Raw genomic sequence first — 19326 nt, 5'->3', positions numbered from 1 at the left:
ATTTTTGCGTTAAATTAGTAATTATCTTCTTTAAGCCTTAATTTTTTCTGTTCAATGCTGGTTTGCACCCGTGTTTCATGCAGGCCATCCACCACTTCCACCTCGTAATCGCGGTCTTTTTCTGCCGTATACACCTCGGCGGTTTCGCGGTACTCGACAGATTTGTCATAAGGGCCGATGCTGCTCATCATTTTCACGAAAACAGGAAGGCATTCAAAGAAAATGAACAGCAAACCAATGAAGGTTACCGCCATGGCTGTGCTGTCGTCCTTTGTGCCGTTAGCGTTAAAGCTTAACTGCCCAAGGGCCCAGTTCCGGTCGGCAAAACCGGCGATGCTGGCAAGGCTGTCCAGCTGCTTACCCGTGTAGATGCGTTCGGCAAACATGCCATCAAATTCTTTCCGTTTGGACACAAAGTCCTCCTGCTGGCGGATGTTTGCATTCAGCGTATCCAGGTTCTGCTGCCGCTGCTGCAGCTCTGCTTCCTTCCGTTTGGCATAGGGCCCATAGCCCATTACCCCGGAGGTTTCCGTTGTCTTGTTTCCAAATATTTCGAAGTTCAGCTTTTGCCGGTCAGCCTTGATGGCACTGGCCAACGAGTCGCGCTCTGTACGTGTCGCGTTAAGTTTAGCCAGTTCTATCCCGTATTTGGTGTTGAAAGCCTGATTCAGCGTATCTATTCTTGCGCGCTGGTTATTCAGGTAACTTACCTTTAGCCGTTCACGAATTTCCTTGTCAAAGATTTTCAGCTCCAGCGGGCGCGAAATGACGATTCCAATCATCACGGCAAGCAGTATCCTGGGTGTGGCCTGCAGGATTTGCTTCCATGCGGAAGAATTCTTATTGATGCTGGCTACGATGTACCGGTCCATGTTGAAGATCGCCAGTCCCCAAATAATGCCGAACAGCATCGCGAAGATGATGGCAAAAGGATCGCCTTTAAACACGAAGTACATGGCATAACCGCCGGATAGTGCAGCAAACAGGCCGGTGAAAAAGATGGTGGCGCCAATGCCAACGTACTTATTTTGTTCAGTGGGATGTTTCTTCAGGGTATCCAGGTGCACACCCGAGCAAAACCAAAAAAATTGGTTAACGGCGTTCATAGTTCAGGGTATTAATGTAGTTAGCTATTAAACGCCTGGCGGGCAGGGTTGTTACAGCACAAGAGACGATTATTTTTACGGAACGCTGGTCTTTACGCACAAGGGCGTATTGGTTTAAATACTTATCTTTGAGAAAAATGCGTTAAGCACCATATAAATCTAAACAGATGAAAGAAGTTACCGTACAAGAGCTTAAACAGAAAATGGATAACAACGAAGATTTCCAGCTAATCGACGTTAGAGAAACTTTTGAATATGAAACATCCAATCTGAATGGGGAAAATATCCCTTTAGGCGGCATATTGATAGAAGCTGATAAAATTTCAACCGAGAAGCCAGTAATCATTCAATGCAGAAGTGGTAAAAGAAGTGCTGCTGCTGTAATGCAGTTGGAGCAACTGGGCTTTACCAACCTGTACAATCTTAAGGGTGGTATGCTGGCATGGCAGGAAGCGTTTGATCCAAATATGCCTGTTTACTAGTATGAAGAAGCAAATTGCCTATAATGTCTTTTTTTACCTGGGGATCTTCATTTCGATCATCGGGTTGAAATGGGCGTGGGAAATTCATAATATGCCTGCAGTGTGCCTGTTCGTGGCCTCAACGATCTTTTTTATCTATCTGAAGATAAAGCTGATCAGAGATCTGCGACAAACCATTAAGAATCGAACAAACCAGCGTTAACGCCTTCCAGGCCCAGTCCTGGCAGTGCATCCAGCTTATAGCGCCCTGCAATTAGTTGTGGGGCCTTAAAAGGATTGTTGCTCGTTAGCCAGGGACCATCCAGATCCGCCCAGTTGCATAATGGCGCCAGCGCAATGCCGGCCAGTGTAGCACATGATGTCTCACTCATACAGCCAATCAGCACCTTCATGTCCAGGCTTTTCGCCTTCATAATCATCTGATGTGCTTCATACATGCCACCACTCTTCATCAGTTTCACATTGATGCCGTGGTAAGCACCTTTAATCCTGTCGATATCTTCCAGACGCTGTACCGCTTCATCCGCCAGAATCGGAATCGGACTTCTTCCTGTAATCCAGGCGTTACCCTCCAGGTCGTTCTTGTCCATAGGCTGTTCAATCAGCACAGCACCCTGTTCATGTAGCCAGTAAATGGTGTCAATAGCAGCCTTGCGGTCTGTCCAACCCTGATTCGCATCTATATATAAAGGGAGGTCCGTTACACTACGGATGGTATTGATCAGCTCGCGATCGTTGTCGCGCCCAAGTTTGATCTTTAACACTTTGAAATCCTTCGCATCCGCTATCTTCTCGCGAAGAACCTCCGGTGTGTCTATCCCGATGGTGTAGGACGTCACCGGCATTTTAGCCGGATCTGCACCATAACGCACATAGCAGGGTTCATCCAGAAGTTTTCCCTGCAGGTCATTCAAGGCAATATCGATTGCCGCCTTTACCGCAGGATTGCCGCTTTCCAGGTGGTCCAGATAAGCAATGATGGCCGGGAAGTCGAAAGGTGCCTTAAACCTGCTCCAATCCACCTGCTGGAGAAAACGTGCGGCCGACTCGTAAGACTCACCCATGTAGGGCACCATTGATGCTTCACCATAGCCGGTATGGCCTTCGTAGTCGAGCTTTAACAGCAGTAGCGGCGTGCTGGTACGTGTAAACTTGGCAATGGCGAAGGGATGTTTAAGTTCGAGTTGGTAGGGAATATACGTTGCCTGCATGATGCTGAAGCGGATTGGTAATCGTAAAGTTAAAATATGAATGCGCCGGTGAATGTAAAAATAATATCCCTAATATTGCCTGTTCTATGAACAGCAGCATCTATCAGCCCTTCAAAAACTTCGATTTTAAGTACAAGAATTGTTTCCTCAGCGGCGATACGCTGAAGACACCCATCACGGAAATTAATGTGCTTCCAGACTGGCTGCTGGCGCTCGCAAATTTCACCGGACAGGAACAGATTAAACTGCTGGATGAAAGTGTGCGTTCATACAATACCCTCAAAGTGCCGGTAAATACGGAGCTGCTTACCCAATTCGTGGAGCCACTGGAAGAAAAGATTGCTAAAGCTTTCGAAGGTGGTTATGCTGAAGTATCAAAGCTAGACGAGCTGGATCTTTTCAAGTGGGTAGGCAAGTTCATGTACAGCTTGATTTACATTGAGATGAATGCTGCCATTAAGCTGCAGCAGTTAAGTTCTGATGGGGTGAATATGTCTCAGGGTTTGATGCACAAGTTCGGTAACCTGCACACCATGATTCAGAGCATTTACCTGAATGTGGATTTTGAAGATTTCGAACCTTGGTCTATCGTTGTGGTACCCCTTGCAGATCAGGACCATTATTTCAGCTTCCGCGATGAGATCAATACGATGACTTTCTCTTTGAAGCTTAAGGATTTTGGCATCATCGTGTGTTTACAGGACAATGGCACCAATAAGCGCTTCCATAAAGAGATTCTGGATCAGATTGCAGGCAAAGCTTTGCTGGAGCAGCAGTTTGAAGAGCTATGTGCGCGCTTTTTCTATTCTGCATACCTTTTTAATCGCCTGCCGGAATACACGATTCTACCTGTAGAAGGGACTATTTACATCTCTCCAATGCCACTGAAGGGCGCTTCAAGTAAGCCGCTTTTCGATAACTGGCAGCATAAAACCTATGCGCAGGTACTGGAGAATTTCTGGAAACCTTGGGGGCATACCTTATTCGAGATCATCAAAGATCCACTGGCACCGATCAGCTATTTCGATCCACCAGCGCTACCTCAGGCATACTAAACGCTTTATCTGAACAAAGTACTTAAGAAGTGTGGCACAATGCCCGGAATAATCAGGATCGTGATGATAATGCCGGTAAGTGCCCCAAAAAAGTGTGCATCATGATTGATGTTGTCTCTGGATTGCTTCGATGCATATACACAGTACAGCAGGTATAATCCGCCGAACAGTACTGCCGGAATTCCAATTGGAATAAAGAATATGTACAATGGCGTTAGTGGATAAAACAGGATAAAACTAAATAGCACCCCGCTGATTGCGCCAGAGGCGCCAAGACTGTTGTACCAGAAATCATCTTTGTGCCTGAAGATGGTTGGTATATCACTCAGGATTAAGCTTGCAAAATAGACTAAACCAAACTTGAAGGAGCCAATCTGTGCTTCCAGCGTGAACGCAAAAAAGAAGAACGTCATCATGTTGAAGATCAAGTGCATCCAGTCGGAGTGAATCATGCCACTTGTAATAAGCGTATACAGCTTATTCTTCCGGTACACACTATAAGGATGCAGCATAAACTTACCATACAGGGTAGGATCGTTAAAGGCGTAAATGCTGGTTACAACGGTAAAAAGTAGTATAAGACTTGCTACAGGGGTCTGATTTAAATATTCCATGCTTTAGTTGTTGCTTACCTTCAATGGCTCCAATAGTCGGCCTACCGGGTACCGAAGGTGTGTTTTCTCGTAATATGCAGAGTTCTTATACACAAACTGAAGTTGTGCAGCTGCGCTTTTTGCCAGGTCCGGATTTTTAGCTTTTTCCTGTTCCAGTAATTTTTTCAGCCCCGGATCATCTTTCAGCAGCTGTGCTGCGGTATCCTCGAATACGTAAGCTGAATAATGTTCTTTCTGTCCCAGTATAGAATCAAAGAAGTTCCAGTTGAAAAAAGAATCGGTACCCTGTGGCTCCAAAGTTTCGACAATATAACGGTTCTGTGGCTGATTTACGTATACCAGGTAATCGCCCTTGTAAAACTGCATGCTTTGCTTTACCGGAATTACCTGCACTGCCGAGTGGATGTAGTGCCCTTCGTAAGGCGCAGGAGCGGTTTTATAATCCTTGATGTAATACATCTCCAGATCGAGTTTCGAATCTGCCGAAAGCTGCTGTACTTTCACGCCGTTAAGCTTTAGCAGTTCAACCACGCGGCTCCAGGCCTTTGGTATCACATAAGCTACGGGCTTCTGTACACTTACGCTTGGTTCGAAGTTGTTCCATTGTTTAATGTATTTCTCATATGGCGCACTGCGATCATAATACAGCCGATCCTTTCCACTCACCGCACTTGCTTTCTGCTTCGCGGTATAACCCTTGAATTTAATGCTGTCATACACATCTTTCTTCAGTTTCCACTCCAGCGGAAATGTCGTTTGTGCAGCAACCTGCGCATCTGCTTTTTGCTTGTTCAATCCAATCTGCTTAGCATCTCTTGAAACCACTTCTATATAGGTTTGCAGGAGCTTATAAGTGGCGTCCACGCGTTTGTCAAATGCCTTTAGCATGTGTGTTTCCGGCATAAAGCCGATGGAATTATGCAGTGCCGCGTAGCCGGTGGAAAATCTCGCAGGTTCCAGAAAGCCCGTAATGCCTGCATCCGGTGTTTCTTCAACGCTGTTGATGTAAGGAATGAGCTCATAGCCTTTCGCAGCCATTTCCTTGTATAATGATGGCACCATCTGCCCGGTCAGGTAAGTGGACAACACCTGGTTTAGCTTGTCTTTCTGTGTTGGGATCAGGGTCATCGTATACTGGTAATCTGAGCCATTGCTGGTATGGGTATCTACAAAAACTTCCGGGCTCCAGGTATTGAAGATTTGCTGAAAGCTTGCGGAATTCTTAGAGTCTGTTTTAATGAAATCTCTGTTCAGATCCAGGTTACGGCTGTTGCCGCGAAAGCCGTAAGCAAGTGGCCCATTCTGGTTAGCCCTGGATGTGCTGGTTCTGTTGTGGCTTCCGTCGATATTATACAAAGGAATGATACAGATTACGGCGTTCGCAGGAAGCTTATTTCCTTTAAGCAGGTCCCGTGCGAGCATCATGCTGGCATCAATACCTTCTGGTTCCCCAGGGTGAATACCATTGTTGATCAACAGGACACGTTTATCCTGCTTGCGGATCAAGGCTGGATCAAAGGTTTTGTCTTTAGAAAGGACGAGTAAGTGTAGGGGTTCGCCGAAGTCGGTAAGCCCGTAAGTAATCAATTTGGCCTGAGGATGTGCTGCCGCCAATGCCTTGTAGTATGCAATAACTTCCGGGTAAGTGGCTGTTGCTTGTTTCTGACTTTTTTCAAAAGGTGTCTGCTGTCCGAAACTCTGCATGCTCAGGCATACCAGAAAGAATATATACAAAGGCTTCATAAAGATTTATCGTTTAAAATATCCAACAGGACCAAATTTATACTTTATACCGATAGAAGTGAAAGTATAAATGTCTCTGTGGGTATTCTTCACGAATAATGGATTCTGGTCGAAACCGTCCATGCCTTCACCGAAGGTTAAGTTGCCCTGGAAGTTTGCATTGATGACAAAGCGTTCGTATCCGTTCTTCTCACTGATGCCATAGTTGATGCCGGCATTTAGCGGGAGGAAAGCATCCCATGATGCCCGTTTGCCCTGGTCGATCTTTGGATTTCTATTTACTTCAGGATAACGCTCTGTGATGTTGTTGCGGAGTAATCCGATGCCTGTACCGACGTAAATGCCGCGCACCAGCTTTTTTAAAGTGGTGTGTCTGTAAGTGTGGTTCATGAATGCACCCGCAGATACCTTAGCCTGTAACATTCCCGCTTTATATTTATTGTTGAAATTCGCGTATGAGGAGGTGGTGTCGCCACCTTTAATGCGGCCGAGCTGGCCTTCTACGCCAAGGGAAACATATGGCGTAAAGTAGAAATCGCCAGAACCATATACTGCCGGTGAAAGCACCTGTTTCCGTAAATCACCGAAGCCAATGGTTGCACCAGCACCAGCACCGACAGACAATTTATAGAAGTTAGACTGGGCGCTTGCCTGCAATCCTGCCAGGGCACATAATAGCAAAATATATATTCTTTTCAAGAGATCTATTGTTAGTTTTGTTCGTAAAGGGCTTTAATCCTATACCCTCTATATAATTATGCCAAATTATCAAAATCAATCCGAATCCTTAGCAAATCGCTTCATTAAGTATGCACAGATTGATACACAGTCTGATCCACGCAGCACAACCAGCCCAAGTACAGCTAAGCAAAAGAACCTGGCCAAAGTACTCGTGGAAGAACTACAGGAAATGGGGATTCACGATGCAGAACTTGATGAATTTGGCTACGTTTATGCATGCATCCCGGCAACAACCAACAAGCAGGTGCCGGTGATTTGTTTCTGCTCACACATGGATACCTCGCCGGATTGTAGTGGCCTGGATGTGAAGCCAATTATCCATCGAAAGTACCAGGGACAGGACCTTGTGCTGCCTGATGATCCGACCGTCGTGCTTAAGATGATGGAACATCCGGACCTGAAGAACCAGATTGGCAACGACATCATTACTGCCAGTGGCACAACCTTGCTGGGTGCGGATAATAAAGCCGGTGTAGCAGAGATCATGGAGGCCGCGGCATTCCTGGTTGCGCATTCTGAAATTGAGCATGGCGAAATCAAGATCCTTTTTACCCCTGATGAGGAAATCGGCCGTGGTGTAGATAATGTAAATCTGGAGAAACTTGGGGCACAATATGCCTATACTGTCGACGGGGAGACCTGTGGCTCCATTGAAGATGAGACTTTTTCTGCAGATGGAGCAATGCTGACCATCTACGGCGTAAGTGCACACCCCGGCTTTGCGAAGGGCAAGATGCAGAGTGCAATGAAGATTGCCGCGGAAATCATCAGCGCTTTACCGAAAGATCAGCTTTCACCGGAGTCTACCGCGCATAAGGAAGGTTTTATTCACCCGGTGGATATTGCCGGCAACGTGGAAGAAACCATGGTGGAGTTTATTCTGCGCGATTTTGATGATGCTAAACTTGCCGAACATGGCGCAACACTGGAGTCTACAGTTAAAGCTGTGATGCGCAATTACCCTGAAGCATCTTATAAACTTTGCATTTCTGCGCAATACAGAAACATGAAGAAGGTGCTGGAGGCGCACCCGCAAGTCATGGAATATGGCATTCTGGCTATTGAACGTGCCGGTTTAACGCCGAAGCGCCAGAGCATTCGTGGTGGTACCGATGGTTCGAGGTTATCTCTTATGGGGCTGCCTTGTCCAAACATCTTCGCGGGGGAACATGCTTTTCATGGTAAGCAGGAATGGGTTTCTGTGCAGGATATGGAAAAGTCCGTTCAGACGATCATTAATATTGCAATGATCTGGGCAGAAAAAGCCTAGCCAGGTACTGATCATTTTCATCGACATACAAGATTTCACAGGTCCAGCCAGCCTGGTATGCCGTCGAAATCAGCGTCGCCTGATCGATGAACATCCAATTGAACCACTCGCCCTTTACGCCCTTGTACTCGTACTGGTAGGAGACCTCGCCAAAGTAATGCGTGGTGGGAAGCTCGGTATCATCGTACGCATAGGTAATGTCTGAAGAATCAAAAAGAAGCTGTCCACCTGGATTGATCAATCCCTTTGCACGTTCCAGAAATGCGGCAAAGCCATGAAGTTTCCCGAACACGCCGATGCCGTTCATGAGCAGGAGCAGGGTGTCGTATTTTTCCAGTTGTAAATCGCCGATGGCACCGCAAAGGATGTTCTTAACGCCACGTTCCCGCATGATTTCGCAGGCTGCAGGGGAGATGTCTAAAGCGGTTACGTCAAAGGATCTTTCCTGGAGTACCAGGGCATGGCTGCCAACGCCCGCGCCGATGTCCAGTACTTTGCCTTTACACAGCTCCAGTGCGTAGGTTTCCAGTTCTGGCATGTCCGCTTCTGAGCGGAAGAACAGGTCTAAAGGCATTTCTTCCAGGTCACCTAAAGAGGTGTAAAGATGCAGCGTGTCCGCTTTGCCATGTTTAAACTGATCGGTTAGCGCTTGTCCAAATACGTCCATGCTGCCAAAATTACGCTTTTACGGTGTGTTCTGAAACTCTACACGTGCCTTCGGCAGGCCTGAAGGGTAATTGTCACGCACAAAGGCGATCATGTTTTCACGGATGTAGCAGCGCAGATCGAATGCTTCTGAAGAATTCCTGGCGCTCATCAGGAAGCGCACTTCCACCACGGATGCTTTACTATCCGTTACCTGTACCACATTGACGCGTTTATCCCATAAAGGGTTTTCCTCCAGCAGGCGGGTAAATTCTTCACGCAGTGGTGGGATGGGGGTGCTGTAATCGAGGTTCAGGAAGACGGTTCCCAACAGATCCGAAGATACCCGCGTCCAGTTCTGAAAAGGTTTTTCAATGAAGTAGGTTATGGGTAAGATCAGCCTTCGCTGATCCCAAATGCTGACCACAACATAGGTCAGCGTAATTTCTTCTACCCGGCCCCATTCGCCTTCAACGATGAGTACATCGTCTATCCGGATGGGCTGGGTAAATGCAATCTGAAAACCGGCAAGCAGGCTGCCCAGGGATTTCTGCGCAGCAAAACCGATGATGATACCACCTACACCAACGCCAGTAAGCAGCCCTGCACCGATGCGGCGCATGCTTTCAAAACTCAGCAGGATAATGGCGACTGTAAAGAAAACAATGAGCGAAATTACAAACTTTCGGATGAACTGCAGCTGCGTCTTCAGCTTCCGTTCTTTGAGGTTGTTTTCTTTGCTTAGATCGAAGCGGTGGTAGAAATAATCCTCGAGTACCTTAATGATGTTGATCAGAATGAAGGCAAAAACCACTGCAATGCAGATGCCGATAATTCGCTTGAATTCAAACCTAACCGCCGGGTCCAGATTCATAAAGCCCGTGGCAATGTTCAGGATGAACAGTGGAAAGAAAAAGGTAAACGGCTTATTTAGCCTTTTTGTGATGGCTTTTACGACAAAGCTATCCCATATTTTAGTGCTTACATAAAAGACCTGCCATAAAATAACTTTTATAATATAGCCCGTCAATAATGCAAGCACTGCAATAATGAGGTTGTGTATAAACTCTGGAAATTGGTATGCTAAAGCTTCTTTTATTTCATCCATTCTGGTTATTCAAGTTCAAATTCCTGGTGGTATTCCGGAATTTCAACCGATGCAAAGCCTTTCTCCTGGATTCTCTTTGCAAAAGCCTGCTGTACTTCGTATTCGCCATGTACCAGGAACACCTTTTTTACCTGGGCCGGATCCTGACAACTTAGGAAGTGCAGTAAATCTTCATAATCGCCATGGGCGCTCATGGATTTCACTGCAAGTACTTCAGCAGCTACGGTAAACTCTTCACGGAAAATCTCCACCACAGGCTGACCAGCAATAAGTCGGCCGCCAAGTGATTTCGGTTCACAATAACCCACCATCAGGATGGTGTTCTTCTGATTGGTGATGATGTTTCTGATGTGGTGCCGAACCCTTCCGCTGTCGGCCATACCGGATGCGGAAATGATTACGCAGGGCCGAGGATCATCCACCAAAGCTCTGGATTCCTCCACGCTTTCAATAAACTTAAGTCCTTTGAAATGGAAAGGATCTTCATCAACCTTCATAACCTCTTTCACTCCATTGTTATAAACTTCAGGGTGGTTTTTGATTACGGTAGTGGCCTGAAGGGAGAGCGGACTATCTACGTAATAGGCGACGTCCGGCAGTTTATGCTTCAGTTCAAGGCTGTTTAAGGCGTATAAAAGTTCTTGTGTTCTACCCACGCTGAATGCAGGGATCACCACCTTGCCACCTCTGATGACGCAGGTATTGTTGATGATCTCCAAAAGGCGGTTCTCAACTGGTTCCAGGTCTTTATGCAGCGAATCGCCGTAAGTAGACTCCATAATGATGTAGTCGGCCTGGGGGAAAGTTTGCGGGCTTTTCAGTAGGAGGTCAGAATAGCGGCCCACATCACCGCTGAAGGTAATTTTGTATTCTTTACCATCGTCTATGATGGTCAGGTGTACTGCGGCACTACCGATTACGTGGCCTGCGTCGGTAAGCATGATCCGTATTCTCGGATCAATTTCCACCTCTTCATTGTAATCAACAACTTTGAACTGGCCAAGGGCTTTGATCACATCATCTTCATTGTAGAGCGCATCATCGCCGTCGTCACTTTTGCCCGAGGCGGAGAGGTATTCAGCATCCTGTGCCTGAATTTTGGAAGAATCCATCAAGAGGATTCTGGCCAGATCCATGGTGGCTGCGGTTGCATAGATATTGCCATCGAAGCCTTCCTTCGCCAGTCGTGGCAGTAATCCAACGTGATCAATGTGCGCGTGTGAGAGCACCATGTAGTCTATTTTTTCAGGGTTGAAGCCGAAGTAGCCGTTCAGTTTGTCCGTTACCTCGCCCATCCCCTGAAATAGTCCGCAGTCTAACAACACCTGTGTGCCATTAGTGAGCGTAATAAGGTGCTTGCTGCCGGTTACGGCGCGCGCAGCACCATGAAATGTGATCTTCATTCTATTCCTATCCCTTTACTTTAGAGATGGAATCTTTAACAGCATCCGTTGCGGATTCTTTTGCATGAGAAATGGAATCTTTTGCATGTGCTACTGTATCCTTTACAGAATCAGATACACTTGCAAACTTGTCTTTAGACGAATCCAGTAAGTCCGTTAACCAATCTGTTACGTCGTTTTTAAGATCGTCTGTTTTATCTGAAGATAAGATAAGTGCTATGGCGGCACCTAAGGCAGCTCCTGCCAGTACTCCCGCGATGATTTTCGTTTCTTTTGTCATAGTATAAGGGTTTTCAAAATTAACAACGTTGCTTTTAAATAGTTTCGATTTAAATCTGTTAGGCGGTTTAAGGATGCTTCTGTTAGGGTTTTTTGGGGTTTGTTAGGTCTGAACCTAAGCAAACCCTTATCAATTATTTAACTATTACTAATCAACATTATCGCAGGTTATAAAATATTAGAGTGAGAAAGATTCACAGTTAATTGTGTAGCCAAATTTGTATAATGTTGTTTTTTGAGTGTAACAATCTGTGCATCTTGCCCTATCATTCTACCCTATTTACCTATGGCTTCAGTAGCGCCAAAAAGCGTCTCAATTACATCACCGGCGTATGTTATTTAATTCAATACATTTTGTAATCTTCTTTGCAATCGTTACGCCTGCGTACTTTTTGCTGGCCGACAAACATCGTTGGAAGCTGCTCTTGCTGGCAAGCTGTTACTTCTACATGACCTTCGTTCCGGTATACCTGCTCATCCTGGGTTTTACCATTATTGTAGATTACTTTGCGGGGATCTTAATTGAGAATGCGAAGGGGAAAACCCGAAAGCTGTATCTCGTGCTCAGCCTCGTCGCAAACCTCGGTGTATTGGTGTTCTTCAAGTATTACAACTTTCTGAATGATAACCTCACTGCGCTGCTCGGGAGTTTCAATTACAGCAACCATATACCTTATTTAACGATTCTCCTGCCCATCGGTCTGTCCTTTCACACCTTTCAGGCCATGAGTTACACCATAGAAGTGTACCGTGGCAATCAGAAGCCGGAGCGTCATTTCGGGATCTATGCTTTATATGTGATGTTTTATCCGCAGCTGGTTGCAGGCCCCATTGAGCGGCCGCAGAACATCCTGCCGCAGTTTCACGAGAAGAAGTACTTCAGCTATGAAAACCTGCGGGCAGGTATGCACCTGATGCTGTGGGGCTTCTTTAAGAAGGTGGTGGTTGCGGATCGTTTGGCGACTTATGTGGATGCGGTCTATAACAACTCCGATAAACATAGTGCCGCTTCCTTATTGCTGGCTAGCTTTTTCTTCTCCATACAGATTTACTGTGATTTCTCGGGTTATACGGACATTGCCAGAGGTGCAGCGAAGATTATGGGCTACGATTTGATGATCAACTTCAGGCGCCCTTATTTTGCGAAGTCGATCAAAGAGTTCTGGCAGCGCTGGCACATCTCGCTCAGCACCTGGTTCAGAGACTACGTGTACAAGCCTATGGGTGGTAACCGCGTTTCACAGCTGCTGTTCTACAGGAACATTTTCGTGATTTTTGTGCTGAGTGGCTTATGGCATGGTGCAAGCTGGACCTTCATCCTTTGGGGTGTATTACACGGATCGTTCTATGTGGTGGGTATGATCATCGACAATTTCAAGAAGAAGGTGCCGATACTTAATGTAGATCTTGGATTTATTGGTAGTATCTACCACATCGGGATGACTTTCCTGTTGGTTTCCTTCGCGCGGATCTTCTTTCGCTCCACATCCATTGAGCAGGCGCTGAACATCTGCAGGGATGTGTTGACCTGGAAAGGTGGCGGATTGTTTATCGGTCCCAAATCCAATATGTACTATTCTATTATGGTGATCGCTATCCTGTTTATGGTCGAGATTTACCAGGAATACTACCCAGAAGGTAAGTTCTCCCTGTTTAACAATCCTTACAAGATTGTTAGACATGCAACCTATGTTGCCGTGGTGCTGATGATCTTCTTGTTCGGGGTACTTAATTATTCACAATTTATCTATTTCCAGTTTTAAGTTATGGCCACTAAAGCAGATTTAAAATCGGTTCTGTATAGCGGCATTATGCTGCTGGTGATGTTTGTGGCTGCTGATCAGGTGGCCGGGTATTTACTGGAGAAGCTGTTTTTGAAACAGAAGAAGGGTGAGTATCATGAGATCAGCTATGCATTAAAGCAGGTGGATGAAGACGTGCTGATCTTTGGAAGCTCAAGGGCGGTGCGCCATTACGATCCTGCGGTACTTGCAGACTCGCTGCAGATGTCTGCCTTCAATGTCGGCAAGCTTGGGAATACCTTGCTTTATTCCGACGCGGTTTTTGCCCAGGTGCTTACCTTCCATAAACCAAAGATGGTTATTCTGGATATCTCACCAGTGGAATTTGCGAAAACGGAGCGGGAACGTGGCCAGAAAAGTATGGTTAATGCATTGCTGAAGTTCGACCATCTGTCGGCTATTGAAGAACGGATTCAGGCGGTAAGTCCGAAGGAACTTATCATGTCCAAGCTGTTCAGGACCTATAAATTCAATTCCGCAGTATATACTTTGCTTACAAACGACAGCGGCAAGAGTGATTTGGATGCAGCTAAAGGTTTTCAGGCGAGAAAAGGTGTGAAGGTGACAGACCACATTGTAAATGAGCGCAACAGCAATTATGAGGAAGACCCCTTACTGGTGAAAACCTTCCACAACTTTCTGGAAAACGCGAAGAAAAACAACATTCAGGTACATGTTGTCATTTCCCCAACCACCCTGAAACAGACCAATACATCGGTAGAAAGGATCAAAGTCATCACCCAGGCGCATGGTTTCAACTTTATTGATGTAAGCTTCCGTCCGGAGTTCCGGAACGTGTCCTACTACTATGATCAGACGCATTTGAACGCCACAGGCGCGAAAATGTTCTCCGAAATGCTAGGTCGCCATCTTAATCTTGATCGTAAACTACTGGCAGGCAAGTCTTAAAAATACACGTTATGCGTAGCAATTTTACAGAAGCATACCGAAGGGTATAACTATTGCTAACGGTACGTACCAAGCATCTAACCTTAAGAAGAAACATGAAAAACACTTTTAACGCATCAAAACTTAGTTTTCTATTCCTGCTCCTTACACTTTTTGGTTGTAAGGAAACCTTGTTCGATAGCCCTGCACCGCAGGTTCCGAATACAGAAGTAGCATCACCGGCACCGGTAACCAGCACCAGTCCTGCTATACCATGGTGGGAAGATACTTCGGAAGTAGTCTTGCCAATCAGCGATAAAAAACCAATTGATCCTTCATACAGAAGAGGAAACGAAACACCTACCATCGTGATTTTAGGTTCTTCATCTGCGAAAGGTAAAGGTGCGAGCACCAGCAGTAAAGCCTGGGTAGAGCTGATGAAGAGTAAGCTTAAAAAGGATAATAAGATCGTAAGGGTGGTAAACCTGAGTGAAGGTGGATATACGACTTACCATATTATGCCTGACGGCAATAAAGTGGCGAACAGACCCGCGCCAGATAAGGCAAGGAACATCACGAAAGCCCTTTCATACAAACCCTTCCTGATCATCATCAATCTTCCGACGAATGATGTGGAGAAGAAATACACCGACAAGGAAATCTTAAACAACTACGCCAAGCTGCGTACGCTTGTGGTAAAGGAAAATGTGAACTACCTGGTGACCGGAACACAGCCCCGGAACTTTACCGAGAAGAGTCAGCGTACCAGATTGCTGGAATTGAATGAGCAGATGGTGTCATTAGACCCGGCGCATATTGTGGATGTGCTGAAGAAGCTAAGCATTCAGAGTTTCAAGATCAAAAAGACTTATGCATTTACAGATGGCATCCATCCAAATGATAAGGGCCACGCCGTAATTAACGGTTATGTTTTCAATGCGCCCTTATTTAAGCAGCTGATGGGTTACACCGCTGTGAATCCATAATCTGGCTAAGGAAAAAACGAAATTTAGATAAAGATCAGCATCCGGTAAGGGTGCTGATCTTTTATTTTTATCAAGTATTTGAGAATTAAACTATTTGGGCTATCTTTGCAGTCCCTAAAATACTGGGAATTACAAATTGTTTAACAAATTAAATACAAGCAAGTGAATACGTTAAGTTACAAAACTGTCTCTGCCAATGCAAAAACTGTTAACAAACAGTGGGTTGTTGTTGATGCACAAGGCGAGATTTTGGGGCGCTTGGCATCTAAGATCGCAATGATCATTAGAGGCAAAAACAAGCCTGAGTTCACCCCACACGTAGACTGCGGCGATAATGTAATCGTTATCAATGCAGACAAGGTTAAATTGACCGGAAACAAGTTCAGTGATAAGACTTACATCTCTTACACAGGCTATCCAGGTGGTCAACGTTTCATCTCTCCTAAAGAGTTAATGGCGAAACACCCTACACGTGTTATCGAGAAAGCCGTTCGTGGTATGTTACCTAAAACAAAACTTGGTGCTAAATTATACACCAACCTATTTGTTTACGCAGGCGCTGAGCATCCACATGCAGCACAATCACCAACAACCATTACACTTTAATTAAAGGAAGAAAGAAATGTCAGTTACAAACACTTCAGGAAGAAGAAAAACTGCTGTTGCACGTATCTATTTAAAAGAAGGCAACGGCACTATTACCGTAAATGGTAAAGATCACAAAGAATACTTTCCAACATTACCTTTACAATACATCGTTAACCAATCGTTCGAAGTTTCTGAACTAACTGGTCAATATGATGTTACTGTAAATGTAGCAGGTGGTGGTATTACAGGTCAGGCACAAGCTGTTCGTTTAGCTATTGCTAAAGCTATTGTTGAATTAGATGCTGAGAAAAAACCAGCATTACGCGCTAAAGGGTTAATGACCCGTGATATGCGTATGGTTGAACGTAAAAAACCAGGACGTAAGAAAGCTCGTAAAAAATTCCAATTCAGTAAACGTTAATCTTAAGGAGACAACACAATGGCAAGAACAACATATCAGGACTTATTGGATGCAGGTGTACACTTTGGTCACCTTACCCGTAAATGGAACCCAAAAATGGCGCCTTACATTTTCATGGAGCGCAATGGGATTCACATCATAGACTTAAACAAAACTTTAACTAAAACTGAAGAGGCTGCTGCAGCGATTAAACAAATCGTTAAATCTGGTCGTAAGATCTTATTTGTAGCTACGAAGAAACAAGCTAAAGAAATCGTTGCTGAACAAGCAAGAAAAGTAAACATGCCTTTCGTAACTGAGCGTTGGTTAGGTGGTATGTTAACCAACTTTGCTACCGTACGCAAGTCAATCAAGAAGATGTCTAACATCGACAAGATGACTAAAGATGGTACTTACACGATCCTTTCTAAGAAAGAGCGTTTAATGATTCAGCGTGAGCGTATTAAATTAGAAAGCCTTTTAGGTGGTATCGCGGATCTAAACCGTTTACCAGCTGCAATCTTTTTAATTGACGTTAAAAAAGAACACATTGCTGTTAGCGAGGCGTTGAAATTAAACATCCCTACTTTCGCAATGGTTGATACCAACTCTGATCCATCTAACATCGATTTCCCTATTCCAGCGAATGATGATGCGACTAAATCTATCTCTTTAATTACTGATGTTATCATCAAAGCAATTGAAGAAGGTTTAGACGAGCGTAAACGTGAGAAAGATGACGAAGCTGAAAAAGAAGCTGTAGCTGCTAAAGCTGCTGCTGATGCTCCGGAAGCTGCTGCACCAGGCGCTAGAAGACCTAAAAAAGTTAATGCTGATTCTGAAGAAGGTACCAGCGAAGCTTAAATAATTTAATTGGGTTGTATGTTGTGTTTTGCAGGCTTTGCCTTCAGCACGCAACGTACAACCCATATTTTTTTTGAAAACTTTAAAAAAGAAAAGAAAATGTCAGTACAAATTACTGCTGCAGATGTAAACAAATTACGCCAACAAACCGGTGCCGGTATGATGGATTGCAAAAAAGCATTAACAGAAGCTAACGGTGACTTCGAAGCCGCTGTAGATTACCTACGTAAAAAAGGTGCTAAAGTTGCAGCAAGCAGACAAGACCGTGATTCTAACGAAGGTGTTGTTATCGCTAAAGCAACTGCGGATGGCAAACGTGGTGTTGTTGTTGAATTGAACTGCGAAACTGATTTCGTGGCTAAAAACGCAGACTTCGTTGCGCTTGCAAATAAATTCACTGATTTAGCACTTGAAAACAACCCTGCATCTCTTGAAGCGCTTTTAGCTTTAGAAGTTGATGGCCAGAAAGTTTCTGACATCATCATCGAGAACACTGGTAAAATCGGTGAGAAAATCGGTATCTCTAAATACGAAACTGTAGTTGGTGAGAAAGTTGTTCCTTACATCCACGGTAACTACCGTTTAGGTGTATTGGTTTCTTTAAACCAGGATGTTGCTGGTGTTGAAGAGGCTGGTAAAGACGTTGCAATGCAAATTGCTGCAATGAACCCAGTTGCTTTAGATAAAGACGGTGTTGATTCAACAACGATCGAGCGCGAAACTGAAATTGCTAAAGAGCAAATCCGCGCTGAAGGCAAACCAGAAAACATGATCGAGAAAATTGCTGCTGGTAAATTGAACAAATTCTACAAAGACAGCACTTTATTAAATCAGGAATTCGTTAAAGATTCTTCTAAAGATGTTCGTAAATTCTTAAACGATACATCAAATGGATTAACTGTTACCGCATTCAAGCGTGTGCAGTTAGGATCTTAATTCTTATAAATTTTTAAAAAGTCCCTTGGTTCAAGGGACTTTTTTTATGACTTAAAATTACCCTTATGATCGCCATAACCAATTGTCGCTACCTGAAAGGCACTCATGTACAGCACAATCAGACCTTCCTGATTAAGGATGGCCATATTGAAGCCATTGGCGAAATGGACGTTCCGGAGGTTTACCAGCAGCTGGATGCCGAAGGCCAACTGATCACGCCAGGTTTTATGGAACTGCAAATCTACGGTTCCGGCGGTCAGCTGTTCTCTGCCTACCCCACAGTAGAGACGTTAAGGCAAATGGACCTGGATTTAATCCGTAAGGGTACAACAGCCTTCCTGGTTTGTCTGGCCACCAACAGCATTGATGTATTCTACAAAGCAATTGAAGCCGCGAAGGCTTACCGTGCAGAAGCAAAAGGCTTCATGGGTCTTCATTTGGAAGGACCCTATCTGAATCCAAAGCGCCTCGGCGCACATCCGGAAGCCTACGTAAAAAAGGCGACACTCGAAGAGGTGAAAGGCCTCATTGAAGCTGCAGACGGCGTGGTGAAGATGATGACGCTAGCTGCAGAACTGCAGGATCCAGAAGTCATAGATTACCTGCTTTCCAAAGGCGTGGTGCTATCCTTAGGCCACAGTGATGCAAGTTTTGAGCAGGCGACGGCGGCATACAACAACGGTTTTACAACCACAACGCACCTGTTTAATGCCATGCCGCCAATACACCACCGGGCACCCAATCTGCCGGTTGCTTTTTTTAGTCACCCGACAGCCCATGCCAGCATTATTGCCGATGGTGAACATGTGAACTTTGAAGTCGTAAAAATGGCATCAAGATTAGCAAATGACCGATTGTTCCTGATTACGGATGCGGTAACGGCATGTGACATCGGACCCTACAAGCATCGCCTGCAAGGCGATAAGTATGTGACAGAAGATGGCACGCTATCTGGTTCCAACATCACTTTACTCCAGGCGGTTCAGAATTGCGTGGAGCATTGTGACATCGAATTGCCGCTGGCACTAGCTATGGCCAGCACCATTCCTGCGCAGGTTATTGGGCGGCAGGACCTGACGGCACTCACCGTCGGCATGCCTGCAAATCTGTTGATTTTATCTGACGCGCTCGCGCTAAAACGGGTATTTGTAGCTGGAGTTGAATATTTGACCCCTTATAATTAAAACAATTAGTTATTTTTGAAG

The 19326-nt window shown here is 45.1% G+C and carries 21 protein-coding genes; 12 read left to right on the top strand and 9 right to left on the bottom strand.

Going from position 1 to position 19326, the window contains the following annotated elements:
• Positions 1-14: 14 nt before the first annotated feature.
• Positions 15-1106, bottom strand: a complete 1092-nt coding sequence (locus tag IEW69_RS03005) for a DUF4407 domain-containing protein (RefSeq protein WP_188625351.1) — start codon at positions 1104-1106, stop codon at positions 15-17.
• 167 nt (positions 1107-1273) lie between these two features.
• On the opposite strand from IEW69_RS03005, the gene IEW69_RS03000 reads away from it, so the two are divergent.
• Positions 1274-1588, top strand: a complete 315-nt coding sequence (locus IEW69_RS03000; protein WP_188625350.1) for a rhodanese-like domain-containing protein — start codon at positions 1274-1276, stop codon at positions 1586-1588.
• Position 1589: 1 nt separating this feature from the next.
• The gene (locus IEW69_RS02995; RefSeq protein ID WP_188625349.1) at positions 1590-1790 is read left to right on the top strand and encodes a DUF6358 family protein; all 201 of its coding nucleotides are present in this window, start codon (positions 1590-1592) and stop codon (positions 1788-1790) included.
• On the opposite strand, the gene IEW69_RS02990 is transcribed toward IEW69_RS02995, so the two are convergent.
• Positions 1765-2799, bottom strand: coding sequence for a dipeptide epimerase (locus IEW69_RS02990; protein WP_188625348.1), 1035 nt, complete (start codon positions 2797-2799; stop codon positions 1765-1767). The two genes, IEW69_RS02995 and IEW69_RS02990, sit on opposite strands and share 26 nt — an antisense overlap.
• Before the next feature lie 86 nt (positions 2800-2885).
• On the opposite strand from IEW69_RS02990, the gene IEW69_RS02985 reads away from it, so the two are divergent.
• Positions 2886-3854, top strand: coding sequence for a hypothetical protein (locus IEW69_RS02985; RefSeq protein ID WP_188625347.1), 969 nt, complete (start codon positions 2886-2888; stop codon positions 3852-3854).
• Positions 3855-3859: 5 nt separating this feature from the next.
• Here IEW69_RS02985 and IEW69_RS02980 read toward each other — a convergent pair whose 3' ends face one another.
• Genes IEW69_RS02980 through IEW69_RS02970 form a run of 3 tightly spaced genes read right to left on the bottom strand, consistent with a single transcriptional unit; the run spans position 3860 to position 6910 of the window.
• Positions 3860-4468, bottom strand: a complete 609-nt coding sequence (locus IEW69_RS02980; RefSeq protein ID WP_188625346.1) for a rhomboid family intramembrane serine protease — start codon at positions 4466-4468, stop codon at positions 3860-3862.
• A gap of 3 nt (positions 4469-4471) precedes the next feature.
• A complete protein-coding gene (locus IEW69_RS02975) occupies positions 4472-6211 on the bottom strand; it encodes a M14 family metallopeptidase (protein ID WP_188625345.1) in 1740 nt (579 codons plus the stop codon).
• A gap of 6 nt (positions 6212-6217) precedes the next feature.
• A complete protein-coding gene (locus IEW69_RS02970; RefSeq protein WP_188625344.1) occupies positions 6218-6910 on the bottom strand; it encodes a hypothetical protein in 693 nt (230 codons plus the stop codon).
• Between the two features lie 58 nt (positions 6911-6968).
• Here IEW69_RS02970 and pepT point away from each other — a divergent pair, with 58 nt between their 5' ends.
• Entirely contained in the window at positions 6969-8222 is a 1254-nt protein-coding gene (gene pepT, locus IEW69_RS02965) for a peptidase T (RefSeq protein WP_188625343.1), read from the top strand.
• Here the strand turns inward: pepT and IEW69_RS02960 are convergent.
• Genes IEW69_RS02960 through IEW69_RS02945 form a run of 4 tightly spaced genes read right to left on the bottom strand, consistent with a single transcriptional unit; the run spans position 8188 to position 11658 of the window.
• Positions 8188-8889 carry a class I SAM-dependent methyltransferase gene (locus IEW69_RS02960; RefSeq protein ID WP_188625342.1) on the bottom strand — a complete coding sequence of 234 codons (702 nt, stop codon included), beginning with the start codon at positions 8887-8889 and terminating at the stop codon, positions 8188-8190. The two genes, pepT and IEW69_RS02960, sit on opposite strands and share 35 nt — an antisense overlap.
• An 18-nt stretch (positions 8890-8907) precedes the next feature.
• A complete protein-coding gene (locus tag IEW69_RS02955) occupies positions 8908-9975 on the bottom strand; it encodes a mechanosensitive ion channel family protein (protein ID WP_188625341.1) in 1068 nt (355 codons plus the stop codon).
• A 5-nt stretch (positions 9976-9980) separates the two neighbouring features.
• Positions 9981-11378: an MBL fold metallo-hydrolase RNA specificity domain-containing protein gene (locus tag IEW69_RS02950; protein ID WP_188625340.1), complete on the bottom strand. Its 1398-nt coding sequence runs from the start codon at positions 11376-11378 to the stop codon at positions 9981-9983.
• A gap of 7 nt (positions 11379-11385) precedes the next feature.
• On the bottom strand, positions 11386-11658 hold the full coding sequence (locus IEW69_RS02945) for a YtxH domain-containing protein (protein ID WP_188625339.1): 273 nt from the start codon (positions 11656-11658) through the stop codon (positions 11386-11388).
• A 331-nt stretch (positions 11659-11989) separates the two neighbouring features.
• On the opposite strand from IEW69_RS02945, the gene IEW69_RS02940 reads away from it, so the two are divergent.
• From IEW69_RS02940 to nagA, 8 genes are all read left to right on the top strand, one after another.
• Entirely contained in the window at positions 11990-13420 is a 1431-nt protein-coding gene (locus IEW69_RS02940; RefSeq protein WP_188625338.1) for an MBOAT family O-acyltransferase, read from the top strand.
• 3 nt (positions 13421-13423) lie between these two features.
• On the top strand, positions 13424-14368 hold the full coding sequence (locus IEW69_RS02935) for a hypothetical protein (RefSeq protein WP_188625337.1): 945 nt from the start codon (positions 13424-13426) through the stop codon (positions 14366-14368).
• A 95-nt stretch (positions 14369-14463) separates the two neighbouring features.
• Positions 14464-15333, top strand: coding sequence for an SGNH/GDSL hydrolase family protein (locus IEW69_RS02930; RefSeq protein WP_188625336.1), 870 nt, complete (start codon positions 14464-14466; stop codon positions 15331-15333).
• A gap of 162 nt (positions 15334-15495) precedes the next feature.
• Complete coding sequence (rplM, locus tag IEW69_RS02925; RefSeq protein ID WP_188625335.1) at positions 15496-15939, top strand: 50S ribosomal protein L13; 444 nt, start codon at positions 15496-15498, stop codon at positions 15937-15939.
• Between the two features lie 16 nt (positions 15940-15955).
• On the top strand, positions 15956-16342 hold the full coding sequence (rpsI, locus tag IEW69_RS02920) for a 30S ribosomal protein S9 (protein WP_188625334.1): 387 nt from the start codon (positions 15956-15958) through the stop codon (positions 16340-16342).
• Between the two features lie 18 nt (positions 16343-16360).
• Entirely contained in the window at positions 16361-17185 is an 825-nt protein-coding gene (gene rpsB / locus IEW69_RS02915; protein ID WP_188625333.1) for a 30S ribosomal protein S2, read from the top strand.
• Between the two features lie 99 nt (positions 17186-17284).
• Positions 17285-18121 (top strand): translation elongation factor Ts, encoded by an 837-nt coding sequence (tsf, locus tag IEW69_RS02910; RefSeq protein WP_188625332.1) that lies wholly within the window; start codon positions 17285-17287, stop codon positions 18119-18121.
• A 65-nt stretch (positions 18122-18186) separates the two neighbouring features.
• Positions 18187-19305: an N-acetylglucosamine-6-phosphate deacetylase gene (gene nagA, locus IEW69_RS02905; protein WP_188625331.1), complete on the top strand. Its 1119-nt coding sequence runs from the start codon at positions 18187-18189 to the stop codon at positions 19303-19305.
• Positions 19306-19326 lie beyond the last annotated feature (21 nt).

Origin of the sequence: Pedobacter quisquiliarum (assembly GCF_014642175.1) — a bacterium.
Classification (GTDB): Bacteria; Bacteroidota; Bacteroidia; order Sphingobacteriales; family Sphingobacteriaceae; genus Pedobacter; species Pedobacter quisquiliarum.
Note: the sequence above shows the minus strand (reverse complement) of the source record. Positions and strands in the feature narration are given on the sequence as shown.